Origin of the sequence: Neobacillus oceani, assembly GCF_046237595.1 — a bacterium.
Classification (GTDB): domain Bacteria; phylum Bacillota; class Bacilli; order Bacillales; family Cytobacillaceae; genus Bacillus_D; species Bacillus_D oceani.
On sequence record NZ_CP143543.1, the window covers coordinates 1,843,363 to 1,861,487 of the forward strand.

General features: G+C 49.0%; 14 protein-coding genes. All 14 read left to right on the forward strand.

Going from position 1 to position 18,125, the window contains the following annotated elements:
• Positions 1 to 12 precede the first annotated feature (12 nt).
• The 14 genes from sdaAA to V1499_RS09270 all read left to right on the forward strand — a co-directional run bounded on the left by sdaAA (position 13) and on the right by V1499_RS09270 (position 18,121).
• A complete protein-coding gene (sdaAA, locus tag V1499_RS09205) occupies positions 13 to 897 on the forward strand; it encodes an L-serine ammonia-lyase, iron-sulfur-dependent, subunit alpha (RefSeq protein WP_409275622.1) in 885 nt (294 codons plus the stop codon).
• On the forward strand, positions 894 to 2,942 hold the full coding sequence (gene recG / locus V1499_RS09210) for an ATP-dependent DNA helicase RecG (protein WP_409275624.1): 2,049 nt from the start codon (positions 894 to 896) through the stop codon (positions 2,940 to 2,942). The genes sdaAA and recG overlap by 4 nt, the downstream gene beginning before the upstream one ends.
• Before the next feature lie 97 nt (positions 2,943 to 3,039).
• Positions 3,040 to 3,636 carry a transcription factor FapR gene (gene fapR / locus V1499_RS09215; RefSeq protein ID WP_409275626.1) on the forward strand — a complete coding sequence of 199 codons (597 nt, stop codon included), beginning with the start codon at positions 3,040 to 3,042 and terminating at the stop codon, positions 3,634 to 3,636.
• Positions 3,620 to 4,624: a phosphate acyltransferase PlsX gene (gene plsX / locus V1499_RS09220; protein ID WP_409275628.1), complete on the forward strand. Its 1,005-nt coding sequence runs from the start codon at positions 3,620 to 3,622 to the stop codon at positions 4,622 to 4,624. The genes fapR and plsX overlap by 17 nt, the downstream gene beginning before the upstream one ends.
• A gap of 16 nt (positions 4,625 to 4,640) precedes the next feature.
• Entirely contained in the window at positions 4,641 to 5,588 is a 948-nt protein-coding gene (gene fabD, locus V1499_RS09225; protein ID WP_409275630.1) for an ACP S-malonyltransferase, read from the forward strand.
• Positions 5,585 to 6,328, forward strand: a complete 744-nt coding sequence (gene fabG, locus V1499_RS09230) for a 3-oxoacyl-[acyl-carrier-protein] reductase (protein ID WP_409275632.1) — start codon at positions 5,585 to 5,587, stop codon at positions 6,326 to 6,328. The genes fabD and fabG overlap by 4 nt, the downstream gene beginning before the upstream one ends.
• 150 nt (positions 6,329 to 6,478) lie before the next feature.
• Positions 6,479 to 6,712 (forward strand): acyl carrier protein, encoded by a 234-nt coding sequence (locus tag V1499_RS09235; RefSeq protein WP_409275634.1) that lies wholly within the window; start codon positions 6,479 to 6,481, stop codon positions 6,710 to 6,712.
• Positions 6,713 to 6,828: 116 nt separating this feature from the next.
• Positions 6,829 to 7,602, forward strand: coding sequence for a ribonuclease III (rnc, locus tag V1499_RS09240; RefSeq protein ID WP_409275636.1), 774 nt, complete (start codon positions 6,829 to 6,831; stop codon positions 7,600 to 7,602).
• Positions 7,603 to 7,621: 19 nt separating this feature from the next.
• Complete coding sequence (smc, locus tag V1499_RS09245; protein ID WP_409275638.1) at positions 7,622 to 11,188, forward strand: chromosome segregation protein SMC; 3,567 nt, start codon at positions 7,622 to 7,624, stop codon at positions 11,186 to 11,188.
• 17 nt (positions 11,189 to 11,205) lie between these two features.
• Positions 11,206 to 12,192 (forward strand): signal recognition particle-docking protein FtsY, encoded by a 987-nt coding sequence (gene ftsY, locus V1499_RS09250; protein ID WP_409275639.1) that lies wholly within the window; start codon positions 11,206 to 11,208, stop codon positions 12,190 to 12,192.
• 163 nt (positions 12,193 to 12,355) lie between these two features.
• The gene (locus V1499_RS09255; protein ID WP_409275641.1) at positions 12,356 to 14,734 is read left to right on the forward strand and encodes a hypothetical protein; all 2,379 of its coding nucleotides are present in this window, start codon (positions 12,356 to 12,358) and stop codon (positions 14,732 to 14,734) included.
• Entirely contained in the window at positions 14,731 to 15,666 is a 936-nt protein-coding gene (locus V1499_RS09260; protein ID WP_409275642.1) for an ATP-binding cassette domain-containing protein, read from the forward strand. The genes V1499_RS09255 and V1499_RS09260 overlap by 4 nt, the downstream gene beginning before the upstream one ends.
• Complete coding sequence (locus tag V1499_RS09265) at positions 15,663 to 16,493, forward strand: ABC transporter permease (protein ID WP_409275644.1); 831 nt, start codon at positions 15,663 to 15,665, stop codon at positions 16,491 to 16,493. Before V1499_RS09260 ends, V1499_RS09265 begins: the two co-directional genes overlap by 4 nt.
• A 14-nt stretch (positions 16,494 to 16,507) precedes the next feature.
• Positions 16,508 to 18,121 (forward strand): hypothetical protein, encoded by a 1,614-nt coding sequence (locus V1499_RS09270; protein ID WP_409275645.1) that lies wholly within the window; start codon positions 16,508 to 16,510, stop codon positions 18,119 to 18,121.
• The last annotated feature ends 4 nt before the right edge of the window (positions 18,122 to 18,125 follow it).

An 18,125-nucleotide genomic window follows, 5' to 3' on the forward strand; every position in this document is an offset into this window, starting at 1 on the left:
GGGGGATGGCGGATGTTCCGCAATGTGGCAGAGCTGGTCGAACTCGCAACCAGCAGGAATGTGAAAATATCGGAAATCATGATAGAACAGGAAGTCGAAGTAACAGGGCGGTCAAGGGAAGAAGTCATTGCGATGATGGACCGGAACCTCCGGGTTATGGAACAGGCCGTCGAGCGTGGCATCCAGGGGGTAAAATCCCATTCAGGACTTACCGGCGGAGACGCGGTCCTTTTACAGGAATATATAAAAAAAGGCAACTTTTTATCGGGCGAAACATTGCTTGACGCCGTAAGCAAGGCGGTCGCCACGAATGAAGTAAATGCGGCCATGGGCACCATTTGCGCGACACCTACTGCCGGTTCCGCGGGTGTTGTTCCCGGAACATTGTTTGCCGTGAAAAACAAGCTGAATCCAACGCGTGAACAAATGGTTTCCTTTTTGTTCACTTCGGGGGCGTTTGGCTTCGTTGTAGCGAACAATGCGTCCATTTCAGGCGCCGCTGGAGGCTGCCAGGCCGAAGTGGGCTCCGCCGCTGGGATGGCGGCCGCGGCACTAGTCGAGCTTGCGGGAGGAACCCCGGAGCAGTGTGCCGAAGCAATGGCCATTACGTTGAAAAACATGCTAGGGCTTGTTTGCGACCCTGTTGCGGGCCTTGTTGAAGTGCCATGTGTAAAACGCAATGCAATGGGCGCGGCTAATGCGATGGTTGCGGCTGATATGGCGCTCGCCGGGATTAAAAGCAGGATTCCGTGCGACGAGGTAATTGACGCAATGTTTAAGATTGGCCAATCTATGCCAACCGCACTTAAAGAAACAGCACAGGGAGGTTTGGCGGCGACTCCAACCGGCAGGGAGCTGGAAGCGAAAATCTTTGGAATCCCGCTGACAAAACAGTGAATACAAATCTCATGCAATCAGTAAAAATCTTAAAAGGAATTGGCGATGAAACAGCGGAGCTTCTGGCTGACATGAATATTGTTACGATCAAGGATTTGCTCGAACATTTCCCGTACCGCTACGAAGATTACAGGCTGCGCGACCTCGCTGATGTGAAGCATGAGGAGAGAATAACCGTGGAGGGGAAGGTTCATAGTGAGCCTTCCCTTGCCCGTTTTGGAAAAAACAAATCGCGAATGACGGTTCGCTTGCTAGTCGGGCGGTATTTAGCCCAGTCAATCATCTTCAATCAGCCATATTTAAGAAGCAAAATAAAAATTAGTGAAACAGTAACAGTTACGGGAAAATGGGACCAGCACCGGATGGCGATTACGGTTTCCGAAATGCATTTTGGTGAAAACAGGTCCGGTAAAATGTTCGAGCCCGTGTATACATTACGGGGTAGCTTGACGATGAAAAGCATGCGGAAATACATTGCCCAGGCTTTTGAACTGTTTGGGAATCATATTGAGGAAACGCTGCCCGAGGGGCTCGTTGCGAAATATAGGCTTCCCAATAGGCGTGAGGCACTGAAAATCATGCATTTCCCTGATACACCCGAAGATGTGAAGAAGGCGAGAAGGCGTTTTGTTTACGAAGAATTCCTTGCCTTCCAATTGAAAATGCAGGCGCTCAGGAAGCTTGAAAGAGAGCAATCCCCTGGGATTGTCCAACAATATGACCTTTCAAAACTGAAAGCGTTCATCGAAGCCCTCCCCTTTCCGCTGACGGGTGCGCAAAAAAGGGTTGTGAACGAAATTCTTACTGACCTGAAATCGCCGTACAGGATGAACCGCCTTTTGCAGGGGGATGTAGGTTCGGGGAAAACGGTCGTTGCCGCAATCGGGCTATACGCGACGGTTACAGCGGGAAGGCAGGGCGCGCTGATGGTGCCGACCGAAATACTGGCGGAACAACATGCCGCTTCACTCAAAGAATTATTCGATCCGTACGGAGTCCGCTGCGAATTGCTAACAAGCTCAATAAAGGGGAAGGCGCGTAAGGAAATCTTGGCGGCCCTCGCCGCAGGTGAGATAGACATTCTGATTGGGACACATGCCCTTATCCAGGAAGAGGTCGCTTTTCACCGGCTTGGCTTTGTCATAACGGATGAGCAGCACCGGTTTGGCGTCGAGCAGCGACGTGTGTTGAGGGAAAAGGGAGAAAATCCCGATGTCTTGTTCATGACCGCAACCCCGATTCCAAGAACCCTTGCCATCACCGTATTTGGAGAAATGGATGTTTCCATTATTGATGAAATGCCTGCCGGGAGGAAAACGATCGAAACGTATTGGGCCCGGCAGGATATGCTGGACAGGGTGCTGGCTTTTATGGAGAAAGAATTGCGCAAGGGACGGCAGGCGTATGTCATCTGCCCGCTGATCGAGGAATCAGATAAGCTTGATGTCCAGAACGCAATCGATGTCCACGCTTCCCTCGTTCACTACTTCCAGGACCGTTTCAAGGCAGGCCTCATGCACGGCCGCCTCCATTCTTCGGAAAAAGAAGAAGTCATGCGTTCGTTTGCCGCAAACGAAATCCAGGTTCTTGTTTCTACCACTGTCGTCGAGGTTGGCGTCAATGTCCCGAATGCCACAGTGATGGTCATTTATGACGCGGAGCGCTTTGGCCTCGCGCAGCTTCATCAGCTAAGGGGCAGGGTCGGCAGGGGCAGCGACCAATCCTACTGCATCCTTCTTGCCGAGCCGAAGTCGGAAGTAGGCAAGGAGCGGATGAAAATCATGACGGAAACAAACGACGGATTTGTTGTCAGTGAAAAGGATCTCGAATTAAGGGGGCCAGGTGACTTTTTCGGGAAGAAGCAGAGTGGGATTCCAGAGTTTAAAGTAGCCGATATGGTCCATGATTACCGGGCTCTTGAAACAGCAAGGGAGGACGCGGCAAAGCTCGTCCAGTCAAGGGCATTTTGGGAATCACCCGAGTATGCGAACCTTAGGGAAGGATTAATCGAAGCTGGGTTGCTTAAAGGAGAAAAGCTGGATTGATGCCAAGGCAAACAAGATAATTACTCTTGCAATCTGGATATCTTACTTTTATACTACTGTTAGTACCTAGTCATAAGAGCAAATGGCGGTGGATGCGATGAAGCGTAACAAAAAAGAACGGCAGCGCGAGCTAGTTTTGACGATAAAGGAAAATCCCTTTATAACCGATGAGGATTTAGCCGAGTTGTTCTCGGTCAGTGTCCAGACAATCCGGCTTGACCGGCTTGAACTGTCCATACCAGAACTTCGGGAACGAATCAAAAACGTGGCTGAAAAAAAGTTCGAGGATGAAGTACGATCCTTGCCGATAGATGAAGTGATTGGGGATATTATCGATATAGAGCTCGACCAGAGCGCAATTTCGATTTTGGATATTAAAAAAGAGCATGTGTTCAAACGGAACAGGATTGCCAGGGGCCATCACTTGTTCGCTCAGGCAAATTCTCTTGCCGTTGCGGTCATTAACGATGAACTCGCATTGACCGCGAAATCCGCCTTGCAGTTTAAGAGGTCCGTGCATGAAGGCGAGAGGGTTATCGCCAAGGCAAAGGTAACCAGGATTGACAACGAGCATGGCAGAACATTTGTTGAAGTGACAAGTTTTGTGAACAACGAGCCCGTTTTCATCGGGGAATTTGAAATGTTCCGCTCAAATAAAAACAGAGGTGGCAATACGGATGAGGCTGGCAATTGACGCAATGGGCGGTGACCACGCTCCAAAGGAAATCGTCCTTGGTGCGATTAAGGCCGCCGACACATTTAAAGACATTAAAATCCTTCTGGTCGGTGATGAAGCGAAAATCAGGGAAACATTCACCGGACATGACAGGATTTCAATTCTACATACCGATGAAGTCATCCTTGGAACGGATGAGCCTGTCAGGGCGGTAAGGCGAAAAAAGAATGCTTCCATGGTCCTTGCGGCAAGACAGGTATCGGAAGGTACCGCGGACGCCTGTATATCCGCGGGGAATACAGGGGCGCTGATGGCGTCCGGGTTGTTTGTGGTTGGTCGGATAGAAGGAATTGACAGGCCGGCCCTCGCGCCGACGCTCCCCACGATTGGCGGGGAAGGATTCCTGCTTCTCGATGTAGGAGCGAACGTGGACGCGAAGCCGGAGCATTTATATCAATTTGCATTGATGGGTTCCGTCTATACAGAGAAAGTCCGCGGAATGACAAAGCCAAGGATTGGGCTCCTCAATATCGGCACGGAGGAAAAGAAAGGGACAGACCTGACAAAGGAAGCCTTTTCCATCTTAAAGGAATCAGACCTGAACTTTGTCGGAAATGTAGAGGCGAGGGATTTGCTGAACGGAGTGGCCGATGTTGTCGTAACGGACGGGTTTACCGGGAACATGGTATTGAAATCGGTGGAAGGAACCGCAATGTCCGTTTTTAAAATGCTGAAAGGGGCGCTTACCTCCAGCCTGAAAAGCAAGCTTGCAGCGGCAGTCCTGAAACCCGACCTGAAGGCATTAAAAGACCAGATGGATTACTCCGAATATGGCGGCGCGGCTTTATTCGGCCTAAAAGCCCCGGTTATTAAGGCGCACGGATCTTCCAATGCGCAGGCAATTTTCAGCGCGATCCGCCAAACAAGGGAAATGGTTGCAAATGATGTAACCGGACTGATCAAACAATCGGCGGAAAGGGCAAAACCGGACAAAAACGAATCTTAATGTAAGAGGTGCTTCAATGGGAAAAATCGCATTTATCTTTCCTGGGCAGGGATCCCAAACTGTTGGGATGGGCAAAGAGCTTGCCGGGAATCATGAAAGAAGCAGGGCTTTATTTGAAAAAGCGGATGAACTATTAGGTTATGGTTTATCTAACATCATGTTTGAAGGCCCGCAGGAAACGTTGACAAAAACAGTCAACGCCCAGCCGGCTTTGCTGACAATCAGTACAGCGCTTCTTGATTTATTCAAGGAATCCGGAATCAAGGCCGATTATGCCGCGGGGCATAGCCTCGGTGAATATTCCGCCCTTGTCGCGGCAGGCGCCCTTTCTTTTGAAGAGGGGGTCAGCATCGTAAGGAAACGGGGAGAGTTCATGGAAGAAGCCGTTCCCGATGGAATTGGAACAATGGCCGCGGTACTGGGCCTTGAACGTGGAATTCTGGCAGATGCGGCCGCTGAGGTTACTGCCGATGGTTATCCGGTCCAACTTGCGAATATTAATTGCCCTGGACAAATTGTCATTTCCGGCACCGTGGAAGGCGTAAGGCTGGCGGGCGAAAAAGCGAAGGAAGCAGGAGCAAAAAGGGTCATCCAACTGGATGTAAGCGGCCCGTTCCATTCAAGCCTGATGGAACCCGCCGCGCAAAAACTGAGCGATGTACTTAACGGCGCGCAAATCCGGGATGCATCCGTACTGGTCATCGCAAATGCCGATGCGATGCCAATGGAAGACGCGGATACAATCAAGTCGAATTTGGTCAAGCAGCTTTATTCCCCTGTATTGTGGGAAGATTCTGTCCGGAAAATGATAGAGCTTGGCGTCGATACATTCATAGAATTCGGCCCTGGCAAGGTGCTCGGCGGACTTGTGAAAAAAATCAGCCGTGATGTAAAAATCTATTCTGTTTCCGATGAACAGAGCTGCATTGAGACCATCGCCGCTCTTAAGGAGGAAAAACAATGAAGCTTGAAGGAAAAACCGCGCTTGTTACCGGCGCGTCAAGGGGAATAGGCAGGGAAATCGCCCTTGAGCTAGCAAGGCAAGGCGCGAATGTTGCCATCAACTTCGCCGGCAGCGAAGCAAGGGCGAATGAGGCTGCGGAGGAAATCAAAGCGATGGGACGGGAAGCCTTTGCGATCCAGGGTGATGTGTCCAACCCGGACGCCGTTGCGGCCATGGTCAAAGAAACAATCGACCGGTTTGGCTCCCTGGATATTCTCGTCAACAACGCGGGCATTACAAGGGACAACCTTCTGATGAGAATGAAGGAATCAGAATGGGATGATGTTATCAATATAAACCTTAAAGGCGTTTTCCTTTGCACGAAAGCCGTAACCCGCCAGATGATGAAGCAGCGCAGCGGCCGTATCATCAACATCGCCTCAATTGTAGGGGTAAGCGGAAATCCTGGGCAAGCTAATTATGTAGCTGCGAAAGCGGGAGTGATTGGCCTGACAAAGACGGCTGCAAGAGAACTGTCTTCGCGTAACATTAATGTAAACGCGATTGCCCCAGGGTTCATTACGACTGACATGACCGACAAACTTACAGAGGACGTCAAGGCGGAAATGCTTAAGCAAATCCCGCTTGCCCGCTTTGGGGAGCCTTCCGATATTGCAAAGGCCGTAGTGTTCCTCGCCTCGGAGGATTCTTCCTATATGACCGGACAGACGCTCCATATCGATGGCGGCATGGTCATGTAAAACGGCCTGGAATTGGGTGAGGTTTTTCGGGTGAAATTTCATTCCGGTTTGGCTTTGCCCCGCCTTAACGGGAACCCCGCCCGCTAATGGAAGTTTCGCTTTACCCCTTTTTTGAAATACTCTATAATAGCTTGAGGGGAGGTGACAAGCATGGCAGATGTATTAGAACGCGTGACAAAGATCATTGTGGACCGCCTCGGTGTTGACGAATCCCAAGTAACACTTGAAGCTTCCTTCAAAGATGATCTTGGCGCAGATTCCCTTGATGTAGTTGAACTTGTTATGGAATTGGAAGATGAGTTCGATATGGAGATTTCTGACGATGATGCTGAGAAAATCAGCACAGTAGGAGATGCTGTTAATTACATAAATAGCAACAAATAATCGCAGTTTTCTCGGGCTCCGTTTTCAAACGGAGCTTTCTTCTGTATTATAGAACTACCCGAGGTCTTTCAAAAAAGATTGGCATCCCCAAGAATGATGAAGCAAGGTGGAGACATATGCGCAAAAACAATAAGGAAAAAGAAACTGTGGGAACTCGCGCTAAGGATAATCTTTTTAAAGAATTCCAATCGAGGATTGGCATTCAATTTACGGATGAAAAGCTGCTGAAACAAGCCTTTACCCATTCATCCTATGTTAATGAGCATCGCAGGAAGCTTTTTGAGGACAATGAAAGGCTTGAATTCCTTGGTGATGCCGTGCTTGAATTGACCGTATCAAAGTTCCTTTTTAAAAAATATCCAATGATGAGCGAGGGGGAGCTGACAAAGCTCCGCGCGGCAATTGTCTGTGAGCCATCCTTGGTGTCTTTTGCAAATGAACTTTCATTCGGCAAGCTGATATTACTAGGAAAAGGCGAGGAAATGACTGGTGGCCGAACCCGTCCCGCGTTGCTCGCGGATGTGTTTGAGGCTTTTATCGGCGCATTGTATCTAGACAAAGGATTGGACGCCGTAATCTGGTTCCTTGAAAAAACAATTTATCCAAAAATAAATTCCGGTGTGTTTTCCCATGTCATGGACTTTAAAAGCCAGCTGCAGGAACATGTACAGCGCGACGGTGCCGGAACGATAGAGTACAAGGTGCTCCAGGAAAAGGGGCCCGCACACAACAGGGAATTTGTGTCCCGGGTTTCCCTCAACGGGGAGGAACTGGGAGTTGGCACGGGCCGCTCAAAGAAAGAGGCGGAACAGCTGGCTGCGCAAATGGCGCTTTCACGGCTGAGGCAAACGGGTGGACAGCTGGAAGAGGATGGAGAAAACCGGCAATAGCAAGAGGAGGAAGCAGGCAGTGTATTTAAAACGGCTCGATGTTGTAGGTTTCAAGTCCTTTGCAGAACGGATTGGCGTCGATTTCGTTCCCGGTGTCACGGCTGTAGTCGGGCCAAATGGAAGTGGAAAGAGTAATGTAATCGATGCGATTAGGTGGGTGCTTGGCGAGCAATCGGCAAAATCCCTTCGCGGCACAAAAATGGAAGACATTATTTTCGCGGGGAGCGATTCCCGCAAGCCGCTGAATTTCGCTGAGGTCACGCTAACCCTTGATAACGAGGATCAACGCCTTGCGATTGAATATAATGAAGTAAGTGTAACCAGGCGGGTATTCAGGTCGGGTGAGAGTGAGTTTCTCATCAACAAGCAGCCATGCAGGCTGAAAGATATCGTCGACCTTTTCATGGATTCGGGCCTCGGGCGTGAAGCATTTTCGATTATTAGCCAGGGAAAAGTTGAAGAAATCCTAAACAGCAAGGCGGAGGAACGCCGTACCATTTTCGAGGAAGCGGCCGGCGTCCTGAAATATAAGCAACGAAAGAAAAAAGCTGAAAGCAAGCTGGCTGAAACACAGGACAATCTGAACAGGGTTACGGACATTCTTCATGAATTGGAAAGCCAGGTTGAGCCTCTTAAAATCCAGGCATCAATCGCCCGTGACTACCAGGATAAGAAGGAAGAGCTAGAGAAAATCGAGGTCGCACTGACCGTATTTGAAATAGAGGAACTGCATGGAAAGTGGGAAGAGCTTTCCCGTCTTTTTGATGTACATAAGGCGGAGGAAGTTAAATTGTCCGCCTCCCTTCAGAAAAAGGAAGCGGAAATTGAGCAGGCACGTGATAGAATTGCTGCTGTCGATGAGTCGGTCAGCGATCTGCAAACAGTCCTTCTCCATGCGAGCGAGGAACTTGAGAAGCTTGAGGGCAGGAAGGAAGTCCTGAAGGAACGAAAAAAGAATGCCGCGCAAAACAAAAGGCAGCTAGAAGATAGCATTAAAGAACTTTCCGATAAAAAAGCAGCACTTGAGGGAGAGCGGGAAAAGCTTTTGGCTTCCGCCAAAACCCTCGGTAACGAGGCATCGCTGCTACAGGAGAAACTTAAAGCGAAACAGGGCGAACTTGTTCTTTATAGCGAGAACGCCGATGATAAAATTGAATCGCTGAAAAGTGAATACATTGAAGAGCTGAACGCACAGGCGGGAGCGCGGAACGAAACAAAGCTCGTCCTTCAGCAGCTTGAACAGCATGACAGGAAAAGCACAAGGCTTGACGAAGAGAATGGGCGATTCCTTGAACAACGTACGAATGCTGCCCAAAAGGTCGAAGAAATCACCTTGGAACTCGAATCCGTGGCAAAGGATTTGGAATCCCAGGTACAGGAATTTTTAAAAAACAAACGGCACCTTGAAACGGTTTCGGCCAACTATCAGAAGCAGGAAAAAATGCTATATCAGGCCTACCAGTTCCTCCAGCAAGCGAAGTCAAGGAAAGAGATGCTTGAAGAAATGGAGGAAGGCTACAACGGCTTTTTCCAGGGTGTTAAGGAAGTTTTAAAGGCGCGCGGGACAAAGCTAAGCGGAATCGAAGGCGCTGTGGCGGAGGTCGTCCATGTTCCAAAAGAATATCAGGCGGCAATCGAAACCGCTCTCGGCGGAGCCCTTCAGCATATTATTGTCGATACGGAACAGAGTGCTCGGGAGGCAATCCAATTTTTAAAAAGGAACTCCTCTGGCCGGGCAACATTCCTTCCGCTAAGTGTTATAAAAAGCAAATCCCCGGCACAGTCCCAGCTTGATTTGGCCGGACAGCATCCATCCTTTATCGGAACCGCATCCGGCCTTGTCGAATTCGAAGATAAATACAGGAATATCATTGAAAACCTTTTGGGCAATGTATTCATTGCCAGCGACCTGAAAGGTGCGAACGAAATCGCCCGCTCCCTTCAGTACAGGATGAGGGTTGTTACCCTTGAGGGGGATGTCGTGAACGCCGGAGGATCGATGACAGGCGGGGCTTCTAAGCAAAACGCCACCGGCCTTTTGAGCAGGAAAACAGAACTTGATGAATTAAAGGCGAAGCTTGGCGATATGGAAGAAAAAACGTCCCAGCTTGAAGAGGAAGTTAAAGTCCTGAAAACATCCGTAAAGGAAACGGAAGGTCTCCTTGAAGAGTTGAGGAGAAGAGGCGAAGAAAAACGCCTCGAGGAGCAGCGTTTGAAAGGCGCGCTCAGGGAAGCCGAGCTTGAATTGAAAAATATTAGCGACCGCCTTTCCATTTATGATATGGAAAAAGCCCAAATCAACGAGGACAGGGAAAGGCTGCTGTCAAGGAAAAACGAGCTTGAAAGCGCGCTTGATGGCGCAAGGGAGAAAATTCAATCGCTTGACGCGGAAATCGCCAGGCTGTCGGAACAAAAAGCAAAGGCCCTCACATCCAAAGAAGCAGTTTCTGAAGAGATCAACAGCCTTAAGGTTGAATTTGCCGCCAAAAACGAACAATATCTTTATGCAATGGAACAAGTTAACCGTGTGACGGAAGAACTTGACGGCGTTTCAAATAAGCTGAAAGTGCAAACGGAAGACCTCGGCCTTCTTGTTTCCGAAATGGATGGCAGTCTGTCAGGCGAAGACCATCTTCTTGCAGCCGCGGCGGAGAAACAAAAGGACAAGGAAAACACACTTAAGCTGATTTCCGAACGCAGGCAGGAAAGGCTACAACTTTCAACGGAACTTGAACAGTCCGAAGCTGAGGCGAAAGAGCTTAGAAGGCTGCATAAAGGGATGGCGGAAGCACTGCGCGATGAGGAAGTCAAGCTGAACAGGCTCGACGTTGAACTTGAAAATAAACTTACCCATCTTCGGGAAGAATATTTGCTTACGTTTGAAGGGGCGAAGGAAAACCACCCCCTCCTCCTTCCGCCTGATGAAGCCAGGAGGAAGGTCAAACTCATTAAACGGGGTATCGAGGAGCTTGGGACGGTTAATCTGGGTGCCATCGAGGAGTATGAGCGTGTATCGGAGCGTTATGAATTTTTGCTGGAGCAAAAAAATGACCTGCAGGAAGCGAAGGATACCCTCCATCTTGTAATCAGTGAAATGGATGAAGAGATGATAAAAAGATTCGAAGAGACATTCTCCGCCATCCGCATGCATTTCGAGCCTGTCTTTAAGGCGTTGTTCGGAGGGGGACGCGCGGATTTGCGGCTTACGGATCCGGATGATCTCTTGCATACAGGTGTTGATATTGTCGCTCAGCCTCCTGGGAAAAAGCTTCAAAACCTTGGCCTCCTATCCGGAGGTGAAAGGGCGTTGACAGCCATCGCCCTGCTGTTTTCAATCCTCAAAGTCCGTCCGGTGCCATTCTGTATCCTGGATGAGGTGGAAGCAGCGCTTGATGAGGCGAATGTGTACCGTTTTAGCCAATATTTGAAGCGCTATAGCGCGGGTACCCAGTTCATCGTCATCACCCACAGGAAAGGAACGATGGAGGAAGCCGATGTCCTTTATGGGGTCACTATGCAGGAATCAGGGGTTTCCAAGCTTGTTTCTGTAAGGCTGGAGGAATCGAAAGAGCTGGTTGAAACATAAAACAAGGACGTGTTGAAATGAGTTTTTTCAAGAAATTAAAAGAAACGTTTACAAAGCAAACCGACAGTGTAACCGACAAATTCAGGGAAGGGCTTTCGAAAACGCGAAATAGCTTTTCCGGAAAGGTGAATGATCTTGTCGCCAGGTACCGAAAAGTGGACGAGGACTTTTTTGAAGAGCTTGAAGAAATCCTGATCCAGGCGGATGTCGGCTTTGACACTGTGATGGAATTGATCGATCAGTTGAAGCTTGAGGTGAAACGCCGTAATATTAGCGACCCTGCGGAAGTCCAGAACGTAATATCCGAGAAGCTCGTTGATATTTACAATGCCGGTGGAAACGAATCATCCAAATTAAATATCCAAGAGAACGCACTTACGGTAATCCTTTTTGTAGGCGTCAACGGGGTTGGCAAGACCACGACAATTGGAAAGCTTGCCCATAAATTCATTTCAGAAGGAAAAACTGTCCTGATGGCGGCGGGTGATACATTCCGCGCAGGGGCAATCGACCAGCTTGAAGTATGGGGCGACCGTGTGGGGGCTACTGTCATCAAGCAGGCGGAGGGTTCAGATCCAGCGGCTGTCATGTTCGATGCGATCCAGGCTGCGAAGTCAAGAAAAGCGGATATCCTTCTCTGTGACACGGCCGGGCGGCTTCAGAATAAAGTGAATTTAATGAAAGAGCTAGAAAAAGTGAAAAGGGTCATCGAAAGGGAAATCCCCGGAGCTCCCCATGAAGTGCTGCTCGTACTTGATGCGACGACAGGGCAAAACGCCCTGATCCAGGCAAAAACATTCAAGGAAGCAACGGATGTAACCGGCATCGTCCTTTCGAAACTGGACGGAACTGCAAAGGGAGGCATTGTCCTTGCCATCCGGAATGAATTGAACATCCCCGTGAAATTTGTCGGCCTCGGGGAAAAGATGGATGACCTTCAGGAATTCGACCCTGAAAAATATGTGTACGGCCTGTTTGCAGACCAGGTTGACAAAACTGAATAATCAGCTAAACGAACAGTATCGCAAAAAATGGCGGTACTGTTTTTTTGTGATTGCACTTTATTAGCCCGAAGTGTAAAATTACACTAAGGTAATTGCTAAAAAGTGGAGCAAAAAGGAAAGAACATACGTCTAATCTAGTAAGCAATCATTAGGGGGAATCATTTTGGCTCTCGGAAACAGAAAATGGGTTCTATTTTTGATATTTTTTCTTTTATTTTCTTTTATCCCCTTCCCTGCTTCGGCAGCCGTGGACGGGCTCAAGATTTCAACGAAAGCAGGTTTTAATGGCTATGTAAAAACAGGCAGGGGCTTTCCAGTTTCGGTCACTATCGAAAACAGCGGTAACGATTTTAAAGGCGACCTGCTTATCAACTTTTATCCTACATACAGTTCATCCGGCTCAAGGGCAATCCAGATCGATGTGCCAAAGGGGAGCAAAAAAACGTACAGTGTTTCCCTTCCCGGCATTACCGATGAAGGCCAGTATACCAATCCTGCCAGCAAAAACATTTTCTTATTCGAAGGCAGTTGGAAAAACGGTAAGGAAGTAGACTTCCAAGGCCCAAAGACACTGGCTCTAAAATACACAGACCAATCATGGAAAACGCTTGGAATCCTGAGCGAGGAACCAGATCGGTTGAAGGAGCTAAGGCCGTTGCCCGCGGACAGCAAGATTGAGACTGTGGTCCTAGAGGGTTCCATCATTCCGGAGGAACAGTCAGGGCTGGATTATTTTGATTACATCCTGCTTGATGGATTTCCTGTTACAAGCCTTAAACCCGACCAGGAAGAAGCTCTCCTTGCCTGGGTGAAAAGCGGGGGGGTATTGATTGCTGGCGGAGGGCCGAATGTGGTCCAGGCATATGGCAAGCTTTATAGTGAACTTCCAATGGAAACTCGTATCGAATCTAGGGCCGACCTTACCGGCCTAGAAAGCTCCATCAATCCGGGAAATGAATTCAAATCCGTGCCCGTTTACTTCGGATCATCCTCAGCGAATGGAGCAGAAGTAATCCTGAAATCCGGAGAAACGCCGATAGTCGCCAAAAGGGGAGTCGGGACTGGGGAAATTTGGCAAACCGCATTTTCTCCCGGCGAAGAACCCTTTTCATCCTGGAAAGGCTATGGCGAATGGTTTTCCTCTATCCTGGTAAAGGCGCGAGCTTTAAAAGCGCGAAGTGTATCAGGATATTTCAATCCTTATGATAGCTATTATTCAAATGTCGCCGATGTAAATGAGTACTTTCCCTCGGTCCACTTTACAACCGGCCAAATTGTCTTGATGTTGATATTTTATGTGTTGCTTGCCGGGCCAGCCCTTTATTTGCTATTAAAGAGAATTGATCGAAGGGAACATGCCTGGTGGATTGTCCCTTCCATTGCGCTAGTATGCTCGGCTGCAATCTTTGCCATAGGCGCGAAGGACCGGATCGCAAGCCCCCAGGTAAGCCAAATGGGGGTGTATAAAGCTTATGGCGGCCAACTGAACGGCATTGAAGCTGTTTCTCTTTTATCGAATACCGGTGGAGATTATACATTTTCTTTCAAGGGCGGAGAGTTCAACGGCATCCCCGGGTCTTCTTTCGGCCCCTCTCCAGCCCCGCAGCGCTTTGCGGTTATTGAAAAAGGGAGGAAAGAGGATTCCGCCACGTTCCGGAATGTGGAATATTGGTCAACAAGGACATTGTACGGGAGTGCCTCAATCGAAAAGGCTGGGGGATTCGAAACAGATTTCCATTATTCCGGCGGGAAAATTAAAGGGACCATTCAAAACAATTTTCCACTGGATTTTGAAAATGTTTATTTTTGGTCTGGTATGAAAAAAGTCGAGCTTGGCCCTATGAAAAAAGGATCAGTGCTTCAGGTGGACCACGAACTCAACCAAAAGTACTTATTAGCGCCAAGTTTCGCGGGATATGGCTACCAAGGTCCGGGCTATTATGGCGCGGAAATAGAAAAAATGAAAAAAAGCAGGCTTGAGAATGAGGGGATCAGCTTTCTGTACAATCAATCCAGGGCCCAAAACAAGCCAATTGTTTATGGAATGACAAAAGACCAGGTCTTGCATGCCGACCTAGTAAATAAAAAAGAAAAAACAACCAGCATTTCGCTCATCTATCAGGATGTGGATATTGCCGGCGAAGTTAACGGGGCCTTCTCGGTTAACGAGGATTCCCTTTCGTTCGATCTGATTCCAATAAAAGGCGGGAACATCGACTTTCCGCCTGGAGGCAAAGAGGCATTCCTGGAATTTGGCATATATGAGTACATTCTTCACCTCCCCCCTCAGCTCTCAACGGGAATAGAAAAGTTTGAAGAAATTTCAATCATGCTCCAAACTGACCAGGCGGCTTATTCGATTAAGGATGTTAGGAGCGGCGAATTCATGAGTCTGGAAAGCCCAGTGACCAGCATTACTGACCGGCCGGAGAGATTTGTATCCGCGAACGGTGAAGTCACGATACGGCTTGACAAAACAGGGCAAGGCGACCCGGCCGTACGTTTGCCATCGGTCACAATCAAGGGGGTGGCGGGAAAATGATTGAGATAATGGAATTAACGAAAAAATATGGCAGGTTTACCGCCCTTGACTCCCTTACGCTGAACATCGAAAAAGGGACCGTGTTTGGCTTTGTCGGGGCAAACGGCGCGGGAAAATCGACAACTTTCTCAATTTTGGCGACACTTTTGGCGCCGACTTCCGGTACAGCCTATATTAATGGTTGCAACATTGGCAAGGAACCGGCTTTGGTCAGAAGGCAAATAGGCTATATGCCGGATTTCTTTGGGGTCTATGATCAACTGAAGGCTGTCGAGTATCTTGATTTTTACGGAGCAAGCTATGGAATCCCGGCTTCGGAAAGGGCAAAGCTGATTCCTCAGCTTCTTGATCTGGTCAACCTGTCCCATAAGGCGGACTCGTATGTGGATGTTCTCTCGCGAGGAATGAAACAGAGGCTTTGCCTTGCAAGGTCGCTCATCCATGATCCCGAAGTGCTTATCCTAGATGAACCTGCATCCGGTCTCGATCCGCGGGCGAGGGTTGAAATGCGGGAAATCCTGAAAGAATTGAAGAATATGGGGAAAACAATTCTAATCTCATCCCATATATTGCCTGAGCTTTCGGAAATGTGCGACACAATCGGGATCATTGACCAAGGAAGGCTCGTCGCCCAAGGTTCGGTGGCTGAAATCCAAAGGCGCCTGCAGGGCGAGAAACTGATCACAGTAAAAATTTCGGGCAACCTGGACCTGGCCGCGTCATTTTTTGAAGATCATCATCTAGTCAGCCGCCTTGAAAAGAACGCAAGTGGGGACAGGGTGCAGTTTGTTTTCAGCGGTACGGACGAAGACCAATTCCTTCTTTTAAAAAAGGCGGTCGCCGCGGACATAAAAATTATCAGTTTTTCCGAGGCCGAGTCCAATCTTGAAGATGTGTTCATGGAAATTACGAAAGGGGTGGAACTGTCATGAGGCTATTTTTAAATCCAGTCCTGATTAAGGAATACAAGCTAAGGTTCCGCTCCTTTAAAAGTTTTCTCGGGCTCATGTTTTATTTGCTGGCGGTTTCAATCTTTGTCGCCGGTTTTATCTTTTTAAATTCCCAATCAATGGGTAACTCGTTTGTAAGGCCTGATACGAGCAGGATGATGTTCATGACCCTTTCTTTCATCCAGCTTGGGCTTATCCTTTTCATTACTCCGGGGCTGACCGCCGGCGTCATCAGCGGGGAAAGGGAGAAGCAAACGCTCAATATCCTGCTGACGACAACCCAAAGTTCAGGGGCCATCATCATCGGCAAGCTTGTATCCTCCGTTTCGTTTTTGATGCTGATGATTTTTGCAAGCTTGCCAATCTATAGCATCGTTTTCCTGTTTGGAGGGATTTCGCCTCTGCAGCTCCTAACCGTGCTCGGATACTATATGTTTATCATCTTCGTATTTGGAAGTTTTGGCGTGCTTTATTCCACATTGATTCGGAAGACAATTGTTTCAATGATTTCAACGTATGGGACGGCGCTGTTTTTTACCGCTGGGACGGCTTTTCTGATGCTCGTGTCTTTGCAGTTCAGCAACGGTTTCCAGGGGGCCAATCCTTTACCATACTTCCTCGCGATGCTGAATCCCTTCGCCATTTTGCTCGGCATATTCGAGCCTGGCGCGCTAGAGGACCTCGGCAGACAGACGGGGGTTAAGTTCCCGTTATGGGCCGCGCACCTGATTTCCTACACGCTCTTTTTCGGGGCTGCGATTTTTATGAGCATCCGGAAACTGCGTCCGAAAGCAGGAACAAAACGTTAAAAGGAGTGGCGGAAATGGATGATAAAAGGCAGTTTCTCAAGCTTCTGTCTCCGGTAAGGCGGCAGCTAAGGTTGGCCCGCGTTTTTACCGCGGCGCAATACGGGCTGGCGTCCGCCGGGGCTGGCTTTGTGGCTGTGCTGCTTTTGGCGAGGATGGTTGTTTTTCCGTACTATATTGAGGCTGCAATAGTTTGTTCCGTGCTGGCCTTCCTTTCTTTGTTTCTAGTTTGCGTAAGGCGATTGCCCGACTGGAAGGAAGCAGCCGCGCTTTACAACAGTTATGTTCCGGAAGACAGGGTCCTTTCCGCCCACTCCTTTCATGGAAGGGAAGGAGCCATCGAAAAGCTGCTCCTTGTGGAAGCAATTTCCTACATGAAAAGGGAACAGGATCGCGTCCTTTCCCGGAAAAAGAAATACCCATTCACAAAATGGCTCGCGGCTGGCCTTCTTCTTGCTGCCGCGGCCGTGTCACTGGAACAATTTCCGAATAAGAAAATTGAACTGGCCGAAAAAAGGCAAACCGAGCTAGCTGCCATTAAAAAAGTGGAAGAAGCTGTTGCCGAGCAAATGAAAAAAGAGAAAAATCCGCTTGCCAAAAAAGAGCTTGAAGAATTGATGAAGGAACTCGAAAAAGCCCGGAGCCCAGAAGAGGCTTTGAAAGCAATCGACCGAAAAAGAAAAGAGCTCGCCCTGAAAGAGCTGAAGGAAAAAGAAAAAACCGCCGAGCTCGAATCTCTTATAAATGAGCTGAAAGAGGCTGGGCTTGAAAACCTTGCTTCTTCCATACGTGAAAAGGATGTTGAAAAGGCATTGGCGGAAATTCGCAAGCTTTCAAATAACGGGGAACGACGAACGCCAGCCCAATCGGCGGCGATGAAAAAGCTTGCCGGTGCGGACAGCGCTCTTTCAGAGGAACAACTCGGCAGGCTCCGGAAAAAGCTTGAGGAAACATTCCAGGCTGATAACGATTCGAAATTATTGGCATCCGTTCAAGATACATTAACAAAACAAGGTCAAAAACTGCAAAACGAGATGGCCGCAAACGGTATTTCAACAAACGGATTCGCGATGGAAACTCAAAACGTTTCGCCGGATGGCCAGACGCCATCAACGGGCAGCCAAGGAGAAAATCCTCCTGTAACAAGCGGTGCGTCCGGCAACCAGTCCGGTAGCAGCCCGAATAACGGTTCAAAACCAGGAAGCGGACCGGAAAATGGCAGCGGGAATGGGACGGGAACGGGGACTGAAAACGGCTCCGGGCAAGGAAGCGGACCCAGCAGCCCCCCTGGGCAAGGGAATGGAAGCGGCAACGGTATCGGTACTGGGCAAGGCGGCAACCCTGGCAAAGGAGCCGGATTGGGACAGGGAGCCCAGGAGTTCCTTACTGTCCCCGAGAAAATTGGCGGAAACATACAGGTCGAAGCGGATTTCGGGAAGCTTGGTGAAGGAGGCGCCTCCGAATTCGAAAGCGACTGGCCTGTCCAGCGCGGAACGATCCGGCCTTATGAGGAAGTTTATGGTGAGTACGCCGCAGCCAACCGTAACAGCCTAGACAGGGTCAAGCTGCCGGGTGGCCTCGAGAATATCGTTAAAAATTATTTTTCTGATTTGGATCCCGAGAAGGAGTGATTCC